19 protein-coding genes are annotated in these 17,197 nt (G+C 33.2%); 12 read left to right on the forward strand and 7 right to left on the reverse strand.

The features are described from left to right. Positions 1-245 precede the first annotated feature (245 nt). Entirely contained in the window at positions 246-1,085 is an 840-nt protein-coding gene (locus FG167_RS04280; RefSeq protein ID WP_203460189.1) for an AraC family transcriptional regulator, read from the reverse strand. Between the two features lie 7 nt (positions 1,086-1,092). Continuing rightward, positions 1,093-2,397 carry a branched-chain amino acid transport system II carrier protein gene (gene brnQ / locus FG167_RS04285; RefSeq protein ID WP_203460190.1) on the reverse strand — a complete coding sequence of 435 codons (1,305 nt, stop codon included), beginning with the start codon at positions 2,395-2,397 and terminating at the stop codon, positions 1,093-1,095. A gap of 93 nt (positions 2,398-2,490) precedes the next feature. Between brnQ and FG167_RS04290 the strand changes: the two genes are divergently transcribed. The 3 genes from FG167_RS04290 to FG167_RS04300 all read left to right on the forward strand — a co-directional run bounded on the left by FG167_RS04290 (position 2,491) and on the right by FG167_RS04300 (position 3,887). Further along, positions 2,491-3,264, forward strand: coding sequence for an alpha/beta fold hydrolase (locus FG167_RS04290; RefSeq protein WP_203460191.1), 774 nt, complete (start codon positions 2,491-2,493; stop codon positions 3,262-3,264). Positions 3,265-3,328: 64 nt separating this feature from the next. Further along, positions 3,329-3,595: a hypothetical protein gene (locus FG167_RS04295; protein ID WP_203460192.1), complete on the forward strand. Its 267-nt coding sequence runs from the start codon at positions 3,329-3,331 to the stop codon at positions 3,593-3,595. Positions 3,596-3,662: 67 nt separating this feature from the next. Then, positions 3,663-3,887, forward strand: a complete 225-nt coding sequence (locus tag FG167_RS04300; protein ID WP_203460193.1) for a hypothetical protein — start codon at positions 3,663-3,665, stop codon at positions 3,885-3,887. Here the strand turns inward: FG167_RS04300 and thiL are convergent. After that, on the reverse strand, positions 3,871-4,923 hold the full coding sequence (gene thiL, locus FG167_RS04305) for a thiamine-phosphate kinase (RefSeq protein WP_203460194.1): 1,053 nt from the start codon (positions 4,921-4,923) through the stop codon (positions 3,871-3,873). The two genes, FG167_RS04300 and thiL, sit on opposite strands and share 17 nt — an antisense overlap. 199 nt (positions 4,924-5,122) lie before the next feature. Between thiL and FG167_RS04310 the strand changes: the two genes are divergently transcribed. From FG167_RS04310 to sufD, 9 genes are all read left to right on the forward strand, one after another. Then, the gene (locus FG167_RS04310; protein ID WP_203460195.1) at positions 5,123-6,592 is read left to right on the forward strand and encodes a choice-of-anchor B family protein; all 1,470 of its coding nucleotides are present in this window, start codon (positions 5,123-5,125) and stop codon (positions 6,590-6,592) included. Beyond that, entirely contained in the window at positions 6,585-7,910 is a 1,326-nt protein-coding gene (locus FG167_RS04315; protein WP_239004442.1) for an aryl-sulfate sulfotransferase, read from the forward strand. The genes FG167_RS04310 and FG167_RS04315 overlap by 8 nt, the downstream gene beginning before the upstream one ends. 2 nt (positions 7,911-7,912) lie before the next feature. Further along, positions 7,913-8,686, forward strand: a complete 774-nt coding sequence (locus FG167_RS04320) for an MbnP family protein (protein WP_203460196.1) — start codon at positions 7,913-7,915, stop codon at positions 8,684-8,686. Between the two features lie 2 nt (positions 8,687-8,688). After that, complete coding sequence (locus tag FG167_RS04325; RefSeq protein WP_203460197.1) at positions 8,689-9,756, forward strand: cytochrome-c peroxidase; 1,068 nt, start codon at positions 8,689-8,691, stop codon at positions 9,754-9,756. A 103-nt stretch (positions 9,757-9,859) separates the two neighbouring features. Then, positions 9,860-10,189 (forward strand): iron-sulfur cluster assembly accessory protein, encoded by a 330-nt coding sequence (locus FG167_RS04330; RefSeq protein ID WP_203460198.1) that lies wholly within the window; start codon positions 9,860-9,862, stop codon positions 10,187-10,189. A gap of 19 nt (positions 10,190-10,208) precedes the next feature. Next, positions 10,209-11,657 carry a Fe-S cluster assembly protein SufB gene (gene sufB, locus FG167_RS04335; RefSeq protein WP_055442177.1) on the forward strand — a complete coding sequence of 483 codons (1,449 nt, stop codon included), beginning with the start codon at positions 10,209-10,211 and terminating at the stop codon, positions 11,655-11,657. A gap of 80 nt (positions 11,658-11,737) precedes the next feature. Continuing rightward, positions 11,738-12,154, forward strand: coding sequence for a hypothetical protein (locus tag FG167_RS04340; protein WP_203460199.1), 417 nt, complete (start codon positions 11,738-11,740; stop codon positions 12,152-12,154). Positions 12,155-12,156: 2 nt separating this feature from the next. Further along, a complete protein-coding gene (gene sufC, locus FG167_RS04345) occupies positions 12,157-12,909 on the forward strand; it encodes a Fe-S cluster assembly ATPase SufC (RefSeq protein WP_203460200.1) in 753 nt (250 codons plus the stop codon). 85 nt (positions 12,910-12,994) lie between these two features. Continuing rightward, the gene (gene sufD / locus FG167_RS04350; protein WP_203460201.1) at positions 12,995-14,308 is read left to right on the forward strand and encodes a Fe-S cluster assembly protein SufD; all 1,314 of its coding nucleotides are present in this window, start codon (positions 12,995-12,997) and stop codon (positions 14,306-14,308) included. Positions 14,309-14,448: 140 nt separating this feature from the next. Here the strand turns inward: sufD and FG167_RS04355 are convergent, their stop codons facing one another. From FG167_RS04355 to FG167_RS04370, 4 genes are read right to left on the reverse strand one after another with little or no spacing between them, the layout of a single operon-like run. Further along, the gene (locus FG167_RS04355) at positions 14,449-14,628 is read right to left on the reverse strand and encodes a hypothetical protein (protein ID WP_055442182.1); all 180 of its coding nucleotides are present in this window, start codon (positions 14,626-14,628) and stop codon (positions 14,449-14,451) included. Between the two features lie 60 nt (positions 14,629-14,688). Next, a complete protein-coding gene (locus FG167_RS04360) occupies positions 14,689-16,353 on the reverse strand; it encodes a serine hydrolase (protein WP_203460202.1) in 1,665 nt (554 codons plus the stop codon). 27 nt (positions 16,354-16,380) lie between these two features. Next, entirely contained in the window at positions 16,381-16,809 is a 429-nt protein-coding gene (locus tag FG167_RS04365) for a hypothetical protein (protein WP_203460203.1), read from the reverse strand. After that, entirely contained in the window at positions 16,809-17,144 is a 336-nt protein-coding gene (locus FG167_RS04370; protein ID WP_203460204.1) for a PadR family transcriptional regulator, read from the reverse strand. Before FG167_RS04370 ends, FG167_RS04365 begins: the two co-directional genes overlap by 1 nt. Positions 17,145-17,197: the final 53 nt, after the last annotated feature.

Consider the following 17,197-nt stretch of genomic DNA (forward strand, 5'->3'; position numbering starts at 1 on the left):
TATTTTGTTCTATTTTCATAATTTTTGATTAGTTATTAATTACACTGCAAAGATGCGACGAGAATACGCTTTGAAAAATGGACAAAAGTTCCTTATGCTTGGACATGCCTATTTTATTATGCTTTTGAAACATAAAAACCTATAATTATTGCGTGAAGGATGGAAGTGGCATCCTTTTTTTGCTGCCATATATGGCAAAAAAAGATCTAACGTACAGCCTGACCTTTATGGTCACGCCCAAAAAATTAATATTCTTTTTTAAACTGAAGTGGTGATTTTAATACTGCTTTTTTGAAGAATCGTGTAAAATACGCAGCGTCATTAAAACCTAAATCGTAAGCTATTTCTTTTACTGAATCATTAGAGTAAATAAGCTGTCTTTTGGCTTCGAGAATAATTCTGTTTTTAATAAAATCGCTAGGTGTTTGGCTTCCTATTTTATTAAAATGTTTGGTTAACGATTTTGGGGAAAGTCCTAATCTATTCGCATAATCGGTTACGGCGTGCAGTTTTTTATAGTTTTGTTCAACCAATACGCTAAAGTCTTTAAAGAGTTTGGTTTCTACGTCTTCTTTAATAGTAAGGTGTTGTTTTTGCACGCGAACGGCATGAATAATGAATTGCTTTAAATAGGTTTGCAGCATATCATATTGCGCAGCTTCGTTGGTTTTAAATTCTTCGATTAAACCGTCTAATATAAAATCTAGTTTTTGTGTGTCGCTAGTGCAAGGTTTTACAAAAGGGGTTTCGTAGACATTATTAAAAAGAACGCCATTGCAAGCGACTTCTTTATCGTGGGTTTGAATGCAGTAGAAATCTCGAATAAAAGATATTTTGTAGGCTTCTTGGATTTTTTCGGAATCTACAGAAAACACTTGACCAGGAGATAAAAAGAACAGCACGTTGTCTTGAAAATTATAGCTTTCAAAATCGATGTTATAGGTGCCTTTTCCTTTTTTAATCCAATAGATATTATAGGCATCGACTTGTTCTGGTTTATTAAAAACACAGGCTTTTTCAAATTGAACAACGCTCAATGAAAATATATCTTTATACGAATATCTTGTGATGTCCTGCTCTGCCATGTGGTACCTATTGGTTCGTTATGGCTTTAGTCGTAAAAGTTTTGAAATTTAACAATATAAAACCAATAAAAGCTGGTAGCACCCAACCTAAGCTATGACTTGCAAACGGAATACTGGAAATAACTTGTGTTAAATCTGTAGAAGGGCTTAAAAAATTAAGCACATCTGGAATACTAAAAATAAAGGTTAGTAAAACCACTACTCGAAATACGGTATTGGAAGCAAATCTATCTGGGATTGCGTTTAGTAAAATGAGCACAATAGTTATTGGATAAATGAATAATAACACTGGTAATGCAATCACGATTATAGAATTAAAATCTAACTGACCAACGACTACACCAATCACAGAAGCTAATACTGCTGTAATGACATACACAGTTTGCGAATTTTTTATTAATCCTTTAAAATAATCTGCAGTTCCGGTCACAATACCTACTGCCGTTGTAAAGCAAGCCAAGGCGATTAATACACTTAAAATAGTATTACCAAAAGTTCCTAATGCTTTTTTACTAATTCCTGTTAACAGATTTGCGCGTTGCATATCACTACTTAATGCGCTATTCACATCTATTTCGGATCCATAAAAAGCACCAACAGCAATAAGCCCAGCGTAAATAACGAAGAGTCCAAATCCTGCGATAAATCCCGATTTTTTAATCAGTTCTTTTTTTGCTTCAAAAGAATCTTTAACTTTTAAATTAATAGATATAATAATTACAGCTCCTACAACCACTGCTCCAATGGCATCAAAAGTTTGATAACCTTCTAAAATTCCGTTTACAATTGGCGCTTCAAATTGCGAAGGATTAGTAAGCATTTGTGAAGAGAACAGACCAATACCAATTACCAAAAGCAACATAATCACTATAAATGGAGTTAGGTATTTACCAATAAGGTTTAATATTTTAGAACGATTTAATGCAAATACTAATACCAAAATAAAATAGATACTACTCGTTAGTAAAGGGGAAGTATTAAAGTTTGGATGTATTGCAATTTCATGAGTAGCTGCTGCGGTACGTGGTGACGGAATTGCAACTGCAACGATATAAATAAGCACACAATAAATAAGACTAAAAGCTGGGGACACTTTTTTACCAAAATCATACAAAGTCCCTTGTAATTTGGCATGTGCATAAATACCTATTATAGGAATTATTACTGCGGTAATTACAAAACCTATAATTACCCAAAACCAATTCTCGCCTGCCTGATACCCCAAAAGCGGTGGTAATAGCAAATTTCCTGCTCCAAAAAACAACGAAAACAAGGCAAAGCTTGTAATTAATAATTCTTTAGTTTTATTCATATTCTATTGCTGTAAAAGGAAATGTATTATTTTAAATATAGAGTCGCAATTTATTACAAACCCTTAATTATCTTTGCACAATATAGTTTAAATATGATTTTAGATCACAAAGGCATAAATATTTTTTACACAGATCAAGGTGCAGGTACAGCTATCGTTTTATTACACGGTTTTCTAGAAAACAGTACGATGTGGAATGCCTTTTTACCAGAACTCACCAAAAGAAACCGCGTAATTTGTATCGATTTATTGGGTCACGGAAAAACACCTTGCTTAGGATATGTGCATACTATGGAAGACATGGCCGAAGCTGTTCTTGCGGTTTTAAATCATTTAAAACTACGAAGGTATTATATGATTGGTCATTCTATGGGTGGATATGTTGCTTTGGCTTTCGCCGAAGAAAACCATAAAAACTTAAAAGGATTATGTTTAATGAATTCAACTTATGAAGCCGATGATGACGAACGTAAATTACTTCGCGCTAGAGCAAACAAGATGATACACACCAATTTTAACAATATGGTACGTATGTCTTTTGCTAATTTATTTAGTAAAAAAAGCAAAACAGTATATAAAGCGGAATTTGATACTGCTTTAAAAGAAGCTCTAAAAACTCCTGTTCAAGGATATATTGCTTGTCAGGAAGGTATGCGACGAAGACCAAACAGACAAGAAGTATTTCAGTCTTTAGAGGGTAAAAGAACGATCCTTATAGGAGAAAATGATCCTGTAGTGGATGGAGAAAAGTTAATTAAAGAAACTAAAAACACCCAAATTAACACGGTAGTTTTAAGCGAAGGACACATGAGTCATATTGAAAACCCAATCCAACTCCTGAAAGAGATTGTGCATTTCATCGAATAAATCACGCGTTTCAACGTTTATATTATTTTTTTTATTAGATTTACTGTAACCAAACGCTAATAAAATGAACAAACCTACCATCAAACCTGCTTTTATTCCTAATTTAGTTTGCAATATTTTTGGACACAAATATGAAGTTTCTAGAAAAGTAACCTATCATGTAAAGGAATACCAATGTGCTAATTGTAAAAAACAAATGACTACAAATAGTAATGGTAATTTAATTCCCCTTACTCCTAAGTTTGAGCGAATCAACTCTGTTTTAGAACGTATATACAACAGGAAAGTAATGCGTTTACAGGAAAAATCTTACGCTTCATCGATTAACTAAGTGATTATTAAGTAAAAACTATAAAATCCTCTAACTTACTTAGCTCTAAACTAGCTAATTAAATTCTATGAACACTATTCAATGTAGCGTTTTTGGTCATGACTTTATAGTTTCAAAAGATATCACAGCACATGTGAAAGAATATCAATGCAAACATTGTAAAAAACAAATGACAACAAATGCAAATGGTAACTTGATTCCGCTTACGCCTAAATTTAAAAGGATTAATTCTGTTTTAAAAAGTGTGTACTATAAAAAAGAAAAACGAAAAGAACTTATTCTTGATCGTTAAGCGAGTTCCAACCTTGCGCTTGTAATGGTATTTTAGTTTCTCCTCTAGTTACTAAATGCATACCTACATTTGGCTCTGTCATATAACCAATTACCGTGAAATTAGGATTTGCTTTAATTTTAGGATAGTCTTCTTGCGAAATCGTAAATAGCAATTCATAATCCTCACCGCCACTTAAAGCAACCGTTGTGCTATCTAAATTAAATTCTTCGCAAGTAGAAATTACTTGAGGATCTAATGGTAATTTGTCTTCATACAAATCACAACCCACATTACTGTGTTTACATAAATGCATGATTTCAGAAGATAAACCATCACTTATATCTATCATAGAAGAAGGCTTCACCTCTAAATCTTTAAAAAGTTTTACAATATCTTTTCTAGCTTCCGGTTTTAATTGTCTTTCCATAATATAAGCGTAAGGCTCCATATCTGGTTGGCTATTCGGATTTACCAAAAACACTTGCTTTTCGCGTTCTAAAACTTGTAATCCCATATATGCACCACCAATATCACCAGTAACCACTAGTAAATCGTTTGGTTTTGCACCACTTCTATACACTACATCTTCTTTTTCTACTTCCCCAATAGCAGTAATAGAAATTAATAATCCTGAAGTAGATGAAGTGGTATCTCCTCCTACCACATCCACATCATAAATTTTTGCTGCAGTAGCAATCCCTGCATATAACTCTTCTATAGCTTCTAACGGAAAACGATTAGAAACCGCAATAGACACTGTAATTTGAGTGGCATTTGCATTCATAGCAAACACGTCTGATAAATTAACAACAACCGCTTTATAACCTAGGTGTTTTAAAGGCACATAGCTTAAATCAAAATGCACACCTTCTACCAACAAATCTGTAGTAACTACAATTTGTTTATTCTTAAATTCTAAAACTGCAGCATCATCTCCAATTGCTTTAATTGTTGATTTATGTGAAATTTCAAACTGAGAAGTTAAGTGGTCAATTAATCCAAATTCTCCTAAATCACTTAATGCGGTACGTTGTTGATTTTTATCTTCTATCATGCTGCAAAAATAAGAAGCTTAAAATAAATATATACCATAATATTAAATAAAACAGCATTTAAAAGTGGCTATAGATAAATACACTAAAAGGGAACCAAAAATAGTTTTAACAGTAAGCGCAAGTTTTTTGTAGATAATTCTCCTAAATTTGCTCTAAAAGCTGAAAATATTATAATAAATTTCTATTATGCCCAAATTCATGAAGAAGAGACTCCTTTTAAAAACAATCTTTGTAATTACCTTATTGACTCCTTTAATGCATTCTTGTGATAACGAGCCAGTAGACGCTATAATTATCCAAGATTCTGATGGAGACGGAATACCTAATAATTTAGACAACTGTATTACTATTGCAAATCCTGACCAAGCAGATGATGATAATGATGGTATTGGTAACCCCTGTGATGAAGAAGCCAACCTAGACACAGATGGAGATGGCATACCAGACAATATTGATAATTGCATAGAAATAGCCAATCCAGATCAAGCCGATGACGATAATGATGGTATTGGTAATACTTGTGATGATATTACCACTACTCCTTTATTTGAATGTATTAATGGTATGGCTGGTGAATATCCTTGTGACGGATATGATTTAATGGCACAAATTCCTGTTTCTGTTTTAGCTAACACAATGGGGAATCCTGAAGGAAGCGATATTTGGGGATGGACAGATCCTTTAACAGGAAATGAATATGCACTTATAGCAATGACAAACAGTACTGCTTTTGTAGATATTACAAACCCTACGGAACCCGTTTTTCTAGGAAGATTAGATACTGCTGATGGTGCTAATTTTTGGAGAGACGTAAAAGTATATAACAACCATGCTTATATTGTAGCAGATGGTAGTCAAAACTTAAATCATGGTATGCAAGTATTTGATTTAACGAAATTAAGAAATGTGACAAATCCTCCTATAAACTTCACATCAGACGCACATTATACCGAATTTGGAAAAGCCCACAACATTGTTATTAATGAAGATTCTGGCTATGCATACGCAGTAGGCTCTAACACCTTTGGAGGTGGTGCTCATTTTATAAATATTCAAAATCCAACAAACCCAATAGCAGAAGGTGGTTTCAATGGCTATTCTCATGATGCACAAGTTGTAACGTATACAGGTCCTGATTCTGATTATTCTGGACATGAAATTTTAATAGGAAGTAATGAAAATGAAGTAGTAATAGCAGACATAACAGATAAAGCTAATCCTGTTACTATTTCTACAATTGCGTACAACAATATTGGTTATACACATCAAGGTTGGTTTACAGAAGATTCTCGTTATTTTATTCTTGGAGATGAAACCGATGAAATGGGATTTGGGAACAACACTAGAACCATTGTATTTGATTTTACTGATTTAGATAATCCTGCTTTTCATTTAGATTATTTTGGACCAACTGCAGCCATAGATCATAATGGTTATGTAAAAGGAAACACTTATTTTCAAGCTAACTATTCTGCAGGATTAAGAATGATTGATATTACAAATATTGCTTCTGGGACCATGGTAGAATCTGGTTTTTTTGATACACATCCAGAAAACAACAACACAAGTTTTAATGGTGCCTGGAGTGTTTATCCGTATTTTTCAAGCGGAAATATTATAATTAGCGATATAGAAAGAGGGCTATTAATAGTAAGAAAAAGTGAATAACAAAACACATATTGTTTTAACCCTAATAGCAAGCCTTACCTTTATTTTATTAAATAGCTGTAAGTCGGATGATGATGTAGCTACCTCAGAAAATCTAGGTGAAATAGATGCTATTACTTCATTTGGTGGAACAAAAAACGAAAGCGCACAATCGGTTGTAAGCACACAAGATGGAGGTTATGCTATACTTGGTCACACCCAAAGTATGGACTTTGACATCACAGATAAACCAAATGAAAGCTATGATTATTGGGTTTTAAAATTTGATACAGAAAACCAATTACAATGGAACAAAACCTATGGAGGTACTGGAGATGATAGAGGAAATACCATTATTCAAACTACAGATGGAGGCTTTGCAATCTTAGGCCAAAGTGCTAGTGTTGATGAAGATGTAACCCAAAATAGCGGCGCTAAAGATTACTGGCTAACAAAACTAGATGCCGTTGGAAATATTATTTGGGAAAAATCTTTTGGATATTCAGGAGTAGATGTTGGTATTTCACTATTGCAAACCAATGATAATGGCTACTTTATAACTGGGATTCTCGATGTTTCCGCTTCCGGTGGAGCTGGAAACACAAAACATGCAGGAGGCGATTATTGGGCCATTAAATTAGATGCAACTGGAAATACAATATGGAGTAAGTATTATGGAGGGTCTTATACCGATACACCTCATGATGCCGTTGAAACCAATGATGGTTATATTATTGTTGGTTCTTCAGATAGTGATGATGTAGATATTAATAACAACAAAGGAACGTATGACTTTTGGGTTGTAAAAATAGACACCACAGGAAATATTATTTGGGAAAAATCTTTTGGTGGATCGGGAATTGATGAAGCTTGGGCCATCACAAATACGAATGATGGAAACTACATAGTAGTTGGTGATACCAGAAGTAATGACCAAGATGTTAGCAATTTACTTGGAGCTGCAGATCTATGGATTATAAAAATATCTCCTGATGGGGATTTAATCTGGGAAAAAACAATGGGTGGATCCAGTTTTGATGCTGGTCGTTCTATCTCAAAAACACAAGACAATGGTTTTATTATTTCTGGAAGTTCCAGAAGTGTTGACGGCGACTTAAATGCTAATAATGGTCAAAATGATGCTTGGGTTTTTAAAATAGATAACAATGCGAATGTAAGTTGGCAAAAAACAATTGGTGGTACAAACATAGATTTTGCTTATGATGCTGTACAACTACAAAACCTATCTTATGTTGCTGTTGGAGAATCTAGTAGTGATGACGCAGATTTAACAAATAATAAAGGTTTTACCGACCTACTAATAATAAAAATAAAATAATTATGAAAAAGATTTTAGCGCTAGCTTTCTTCTCTATTTTATGCTTTTCGTGCGCGGAAGACACAGATGATAATATAAGTGAAAATGTTTCCGCAGCATTTAAATTTACACATAGCTGGAACGATACGCCAGTTACAAATTCCGACTTCAACAGCATTCAATTCACAAATGCTAATGGCGAAGAAATGAGTATCGAAAAATTACGTTATTTGGTCTCTAACATTAGATTTGAAAAAGCAAACGGAGAAATACAAAACACCAGTGGTTATTTTCTAATAGATGTAACTAATGATGTCAATTTAATTTTTCAGCCGTATACACCAATCCCAAAAGGAGAATACACCAATGTTATTTTTACATTTGGATTTAATAACGAAGACAATTATAGCGAAACGTACGCCGATTTAAATTCAGAATCTTGGAACGTTCCAGACATGCTTGGTGGTGGTTATCACTACATGCAATTGGAAGGTAAATTTATAGACAATACAGCTACCGAAACAGGTTATGCATATCACGCCATTAGAGCTGTAGATAATTCAAATCCTGATAATTTACTTTTTCAAGATACCTTTATCGATGTAGAATTAGGTCCGGTTTCCATTACAAAAGACCTAACTTTTAATATAAATATGAATATTGCCGAATGGTTTAAAAACCCGAATTTATGGGATTTAAATACATTACACAATATGATGATGCCAAATTTTAATGCACAAGTAATGATGTTTCAAAACGGACAAAATGTATTTTCTTTGACTGAAATTTCAGAATAAAAATGAAGCATCGGTTTATATATAGTATTCTTTTCGTGTTCTGTCTGTCTTGTTCTAATGAGCCTTCAGACCTAAACGTATATATACCAACACCTAGTCCGTTACAAATTCCACAAGTATTCGAAGACCGTATTATTCCTCCAGTAATTCCAATAAATAATCCGCAAACGGAGGAAGGAATCGCTCTAGGAAAAAAACTTTTTTTCGACCCTATTTTATCCGCAGACAATACGCAAGCATGTGCCTCTTGCCATAATCCTGGGAATGCATTTACAGATCCAGATAGGTTTAGCGTTGGTGTAGATGGCAGTATAGGTTCACGTAACTCGATGCCTCTATTTAATTTAGCGTGGAATTATGACGAAAAATTCTTTTGGGACGGACGCGTTTTCAGCCTAGAGCATCAAGCATTAGAACCTGTTACAAACCCAATAGAAATGAATGCTACCTGGGAAACGGTAATCACCAAATTAGAACAACACCCAGAATATCCGCAATTATTTGAAGAAGCTTTTGGTGCTAGTCCAATCACTAAAGAATTAACCACAAAAGCACTGGCACAATTTGAACGGACTTTAATTTCTTCAAACTCTAAATTCGATAAACATTTATTAGGAGAAGCAACGCTTACGCCTCAAGAAGCAAACGGATTAAACGTTTTTATGGACGAAACCAAAGGAGACTGTTTTCATTGTCATGGAAACCCTAATAACCCACTTTGGACAGACAATATTTTTCACAACAATGGTTTAGACGCAACATTTACAGACCTTGGATTGGGGGAAGTATCTGGTGATCCTGCAGATAATGGAAAATTTAAATCGCCTTCGCTACGTAATTTATTATTTACAGCGCCATACATGCATGATGGTCGTTTCAACACTTTAGAAGAAGTCATTAATCACTATAGCGAAGGCTTACAAGATTCCCCAACCATAGATCCATTAATGAAAAAAGTGAATCAAGGTGGTGTACAACTTACAAATTCAGATAAAGCAGACCTAAAAGCATTTCTTTTATCACTTTCAGACCCTTCATTCACAACCAATCCTGCTTTTATCAATCCATAGATTTTTCTTATAAAAACATCACTAATATAATGTAAGCTTATATGGAAATCCATGACTTATATTGTATATTTGCACTCTATTTAGACAAAATCTATTTAATAATATGATAAAAGTTTCAGAAACAGCTAAGAAGAAAGTTATAGAACTTATGACCGATGAAGGCTACAATGCAGCAACAGACTACGTTCGTGTTGGTGTAAAAAGTGGAGGTTGCTCTGGTTTATCTTATGATTTAAAATTTGATAAAGAAATACAAGAAGAAGATAAAATGTTTGAAGACAACGAAGTAAAAATTATTGTCGACAAAAAAAGCTTTTTGTACTTAATAGGAACAACACTAGAATATTCTGGAGGATTAAACGGAACAGGTTTCGTGTTTAATAATCCAAACGCAAACCGAACTTGTGGTTGCGGAGAATCTTTTTCATTATAATTAAACGGAAAGACAAATTATGTCAAAGTATACAGAGGACGACCTTAGAGAAGAATTAAAAACCAAAGAATATGAATATGGTTTTTTTACAGATATTGAATCTGAAACATTTCCTATTGGTTTAAATGAAGATATTGTGCGTGCTATTTCTAAAAAGAAAAACGAACCACAATGGATGACAGATTGGCGACTAGAAGCCTTTAAGGTTTGGAAAGAAATGGAAGAACCAGATTGGGCAAATGTAAATTATACAAAGCCAGATTTTCAAGCTATTGCTTATTACTCTGCTCCTGTTGCTGTAGATCCTAACAAAACATTAGACGATGTAGATCCAGATCTATTAGCGATGTATAAAAAGCTAGGAATTTCTGTAGACGAACAAAAGAAAATGAACAATGTCGCAATGGATATTGTTGTAGATTCTGTTTCGGTTGCAACTACTTTCAAAAAAACATTAGCAGAAAAAGGTATTATTTTTATGCCAATTTCTGAAGCAATACAAGAACATCCAGAACTGGTAAGAAAATATATTGGTACTATTGTTCCAACAACCGACAACTTTTATGCGGCTTTAAATTCGGCAGTATTTAGTGATGGTTCGTTTTGTTACATCCCAAAAGGCGTAAAATGCCCAATGGAATTATCTACTTATTTCAGAATCAACCAAGGAGGAACCGGACAATTTGAACGCACATTATTGGTTGCAGACGAAGGTAGTTATGTATCGTACCTAGAAGGTTGTACAGCACCAAGTCGTGATGAAAATCAATTACATGCAGCCGTTGTAGAGCTTATTGCTTTAGACGATGCAGAAATTAAATATTCTACAGTACAAAACTGGTATCCTGGAAATGATAAAGGTGTTGGTGGTGTTTACAACTTTGTAACCAAACGTGGTTTATGCGAGAAAAACGCAAAAATCTCTTGGACACAAGTAGAAACAGGATCTGCAGTAACTTGGAAATATCCTTCCTGTATCTTAAAAGGAGACAATTCGGTTGGCGAATTTTATTCTATTGCGGTAACTAATAATTACCAACAAGCAGATACTGGTACCAAAATGATTCACTTAGGAAAAAACACCAAGTCGACTATTATATCTAAAGGTATTTCAGCAGGTAAATCACAAAACTCCTACAGAGGTTTAGTACATGTTAGCGCTCGCGCAGAAAACGCACGTAACTTTAGCCAATGTGATAGTTTATTAATGGGGAATGAATGTGGCGCACATACGTTTCCATACATTGAAGCAAAAAATAAAACAGCACAAATAGAACACGAAGCTACGACAAGTAAAATTGGAGAAGATCAAATTTTCTATTGTAACCAACGTGGTATTGATACCGAAAAAGCCATTGCATTAATTGTAAACGGTTTTAGTAAAGATGTATTAAATAAATTACCAATGGAATTTGCTGTAGAAGCACAAAAACTTTTAGAAATATCTCTAGAAGGAAGTGTAGGATAATTGTCATTCCTGCGAAGGCAGGAATCTTATAAATTGAATTCAAAATATATTAAATTAAGTTTATTTTCAAATTTAAAAAAATGAAAAAATTAGTATTCTTATTAGTATTAGCGGTAGCATTTACAAGCTGTAAAAACGAAGCAAAAAAAGACAACACAGAAACTACCGAAACAGAAGATGGTAGAACAGCAAAACAAAGTGATGGCTTAACCTTACTTAAAGGGGAGTTTGTGTATTATGCAGATGCTGCAGTATTACAAACAAAAAACCAGATTTATGGTGTTATCTTAAACGATAAGGTTACCGAATTAAACAAAAAAGCCAAAGACTTTAAAAAAGAAGACACAGACTTTGTGATGATAGAAGTTAGAGGTGAAATTAAGCCAAAACCGGAAGGAGAAGAAGGTTGGGATAATCAAGTAGATATTAAAGAAATACTAAATATTTCTGCTATCGATACACAAGCAGAAAACGTTGTAAAATTAGGTACAAAATAATTATGTTAAAAATAAACAACTTACACGCAAGTGTAGAAGACAAGTCTATTTTAAAAGGAATTAATCTAGAAGTAAAAGCTGGTGAAGTACACGCTATCATGGGACCAAATGGTTCTGGTAAAAGTACTCTAGCTTCTGTAATTGCAGGAAAAGAAGAATATGAAGTTACCGATGGAAACATTCTTTTAAACGGTGAAGATATCGAAGATCTTGCAGCAGAAGAGCGCGCACATAAAGGTATATTTCTTTCTTTTCAATATCCTGTAGAAATTCCTGGAGTTTCGGTAACCAACTTTATAAAAACGGCTATCAACGCGAATCGTAAAGCAAAAGGTTTAGAAGACATGCCTGCAAAAGACATGTTAAAAATGATTCGTGAGAAATCAGAATTATTAGAAATAGATAGAAAATTCTTATCTAGATCTTTAAACCAAGGTTTTTCTGGTGGAGAGAAAAAACGTAATGAGATTTTTCAAATGGCAATGCTAGAGCCTAAGCTTGCTATTCTAGATGAAACAGATTCAGGTTTAGATATCGATGCATTACGTATTGTAGCAAATGGAGTAAACAAATTGAAAAGCGAAGACAATGCTGTGATTTTAATTACGCACTACCAACGTTTATTAGATTATATCAAACCAGACTTTGTACACGTTTTATACAATGGTAAAATTGTAAAATCGGGAACTGCTGCTCTAGCGCATGAGTTAGAAGAAAAAGGGTACGATTGGATTAAAGAAGAAGTGAACGCTTAACTGTCATTCCTGCGAAGGCAGGAATCCACAATAAAAATTACAGTTAAATTAAAAGATTCCTGCCTTCGCAGGAATGACAAAAAAAATGGATTTAAAAGAAAAATTAGTTTCCTCATTTTTAGCTTTCGAAAATCATGCAGACTTAGACAGTCCTATTCATGATATTCGTACCGAAGCTATAAAAACTTTTGAAACGGAAGGATTTCCTTCTAAAAAAGAAGAAGCTTGGAAATATACATCGTTAAACAGTGTTTTAAAACATGACTATAGTGTTTTCCCTAAACAAGAAAACGCCATTGAATATAGTGATGTGAAAAAGTATTTTATTCATGATATAGATACCTATAATATTGTATTTATTGATGGTAAATTTGCTTCACACTTATCGCAAACTACACATGACGGACTAGACGTTTGTTTAATGTCTGCTGCTTTAAGCAAACCAAAATACCGTTTAATTATTGAAAACTATTTTAATAAAGTAGCTACAAAAGATAGCCTTACTTCATTAAATACGGCATTTGCACAAGAAGGAGCTTATATTCATATCCCTAAAAACACATTGGTAAATAAGCCAATTCAAATTATACATTTCTCTACAGGTAGCGAAGTTGCGTTAATGCAACAACCGCGTAACTTAATTGTTGTAGACGAAAATTCGCATGTTCAAATTATTGAACGTCACCAAAGTTTAACAGACAATCCTGTTTTAACCAATAGTGTCACAGAAATTTTTGGAAACAAACGCGCCATTGTAGATTACTATAAAATTCAAAACGATAACGTAAACGCATCTTTAATCGACAGTACTTTTGTGAATCAAAAACGCGAAAGTCATATCTCTGTGCATACCTTTAGTTTTGGTGGTAAGTTAACACGTAACAATCTTAACTTTTACCAAAATGGAGAACACATGGATTCTACATTAAATGGTATCACGATTATTGGCGACAAACAACACGTAGATCACAACACCTTAGTGCATCATATAGAACCAAATTGCGAGAGTCATCAAGACTACAAAGGGATCTTTAACGATAGCGCAACTGGAGTTTTTAATGGTAAAGTAGTGGTAAACAAAGAAGCGCAAAAAACCAATGCCTTTCAGTCTAATAACAACATATTATTAAGCGATAAAGCAACTATAAACTCGAAGCCACAACTAGAAATTTTTGCAGATGATGTAAAATGTTCACACGGTTGTACTATTGGTCAGCTAGATGATAGCGCGATGTTTTATTTGCGTTCTCGTGGTATTCCAGAAAAAGAAGCCAAAGCTTTATTAATGTATGCATTTGCGAATAACGTATTAGAAACGGTAAAAATTCCGGAACTTAAAAAACGTATTAATAAGCTTATAGCAACAAAATTAGGTGTTAATATAGGTTTCGATTTATAAAATATTTATTGGAAGCTATTCCAGCTTTCGGCAGTCGCTCTCTGTGAGGAGCTCCAACAAAGCCTCAATCTGGGCTAAAAAACAAAAAACGGCAAACATGAATATGTTTGCCGTTTTTTGTTTCAAGTCATAGATAAAACTCAACTTTTCACCTGCTGATACTTCTGATAAAAATACATCGGTATCATTCCAAAATTTAAAAGTAAGAAGCCAATAAAAACAATAACTCCTCTGTAAGGCCAAGTTAAAAATTCAAACATAGCGCCAATACCTAAAACAAAAAAAGTAAAAAAGCCAACAACGTAAAATGATTTTTTCATAGTATTTAGTTTAAGAAAATAGATAAAATTTATGGAATTAAAAAAACTCCAACAGACTAATTAGGATCGATTAATACTCGCTTCTTTTTTAAAAAAAACATCTTTTATAGTGCCTTCACTATACAAAAGCATTCCTATAATAGCACCTTCTTTATCTCTAGTAAAACGATAAAGTGTTCTGCTATTATTTCCAAATTCATCTAACTGAATCGGATGCAAAGATATATTTTCATTGTTTTTATAAGATAACTTAAAGACATTATCCGCTACAAAAAGATGATAGGTAACGTCCAATTCTTCCGAAAAATAAGAACCTACAAAATCATTACTATTCACCGTTTCTGGATCTATTAATGTAGCACGCTTAAAATAAAAAGGAGTACCACCAAATAGAATCACCATATCATGCGTAGTCGCAGGTGTAAAATCATATTTCACTTGCTGACTATCTTTTCTGTGAAATTTATTATCCGCGAATTGCAGTAAAGAAGTTGCACTTCTGCCTATCGACCCTTTAGCTTTTAGGGTGTCATTTTCCACAAATAGCTGCATTGTCATATCACTATTAATTTCCTTATAATCACCAGTGTATTTATCTAAGGCTACTTGCTTAAAAACTTCTTCCTCTTTAGTAACCGCTACATTATTATTTTCATCAGACAGAAGAATATCTAAAATTTGATATGCAATGCTTGGCGCATCAATAGATTGCAAATTAGTGAGAACTATAATACCTAATTGCTTTTCAACAATAGTAATTAACTGCGTACGTCCACCAAAACTATATCCACCATGACTTGCAACTATATTATCTTTATAATTATCTATCATAATACCACGTGCATATTTTGCTTTTTCACCATTATTTAAAATCTCGGTTGTTTTCAAAAATTGAGACAAAGGTTTAAACTCCAAAATTTGTTCGTTTAGCATCTGCATCCAAATGGTCATATCTTTAATAGAAGACCCCATACTACCAGCACCATAACTTAATTGATTACTAGAAGAATACACAAATTGATTATTCTGTTTTTGGTAACCAACCGCTTTATTCTTAATTGTTTTACCATTTTCTACTCGCACAAAAGTAGCATCCATTTGTAACGGATTTAAAATATGAGCTTTTAAAAATTCATTTAAATTTTGTCCAGAAATTCGTTCCACAATAATCGCTAACAAAGTATAATTCGTATTAGAATACGCTACTTTTTCACCAGGAATATTACTCAAGCCCTTTTGCTTACACGCTAATGCAAACACCGTATTATTATCATAATATGTTTTATCATAATCAAATCCGGACAAAGACATTAGTGCATGGTAATTTCTAATACCACTTGTATGATTCAATAAATGCTTAATTTTTATAGGTTGTTGATATTCTGGAAACTCGGGTAAATACTTCCTTATATCATCTTCTAACCTAATCTTACCTTCTTTAACTAAGACCCAAATAGCGGAAGCTGTAAATTGTTTTCCTATAGAGGCCAAACTAAAAATAGTAGTGTCCGAATTTTTAATGTCATAATCCAGATTAGCCAAACCAAAATCTTTAGCATAAATACTTTCATTTCCAGATATAACTTTAACACTTAATCCTGGAGCATCTGCACTTTGATACTTTTCAAGAAGTTGATCAATCTCTGAAGTGTAATTGTTTTGAGCACTTAAAAAAGCACAAATCAATAAACAAAAAATAGTAGGATACTGTTTTAAATTTCGCATTGTTTATAATTTGGAATTGTTTTTAGTCTAAGAAAATTTGTGAATAGATTTTTTATATCGACCATATAAACTAACTGGAGCAAGAAACATTACTAAAACAGCACAACTCAAAAGCATAAATAAATTGGCATAGGGCCAATGCATGATTTTAAATATAAAACCTAATACTAGAAGTATTATTAAAAGAAGACCTCCAATAAACTGAAGCTTACTTAAAACTGTCATTTGTTGTTCTATTTTCTGAAAATTGCTTTCTAATTGTAGGTTTTGAAAACTAGCATAACCACCAAACTTTTGCAAAGCTTCTTGATACAATGCGTTAAAATCATTACCATCTTGGCTTTCTATATAGGTACAAATATGATCTACCAAATCTTCTCTTAAGCTTTCCGATTGCACACCATAAAGTTTCAAACTCTTCTCTATAAAGTCAATATGTTTCTCTTCTATTTGCATTATATAATAGGTTTAGGGTTAAAAATTAAGTTTAAGGTGTCCATAAAATTATTTATTTCTTGTGTCATTGCTTCTGCCACCTTTTTACCTTCCGAAGTGATCGTATAATATTTCCGAACGCGTTTTCCTATAAATACCTTTTCGGTTTCTAAAACACCTTTAGCTTCCAGCTTATGCAGAATAGGATATAATGCACCTTCCGATATATCGATCTTTCCAGAAGTCAGTTTCTTTACTTCTTGTGTAATCTCATAACCATACATTTTTTCGCTTTCGCTAATCAGCTTTAAAATGATAGGTTGTAAGGTTCCTTTTGTTAATTCTTTGCTATACATATTTCAAATATACATTTTATTTAAATGCATTGGAATAAAATCATAATAAATTT

Origin of the sequence: Lacinutrix sp. WUR7 (assembly GCF_016864015.1) — a bacterium.
Classification (GTDB): Bacteria; Bacteroidota; Bacteroidia; order Flavobacteriales; family Flavobacteriaceae; genus Oceanihabitans.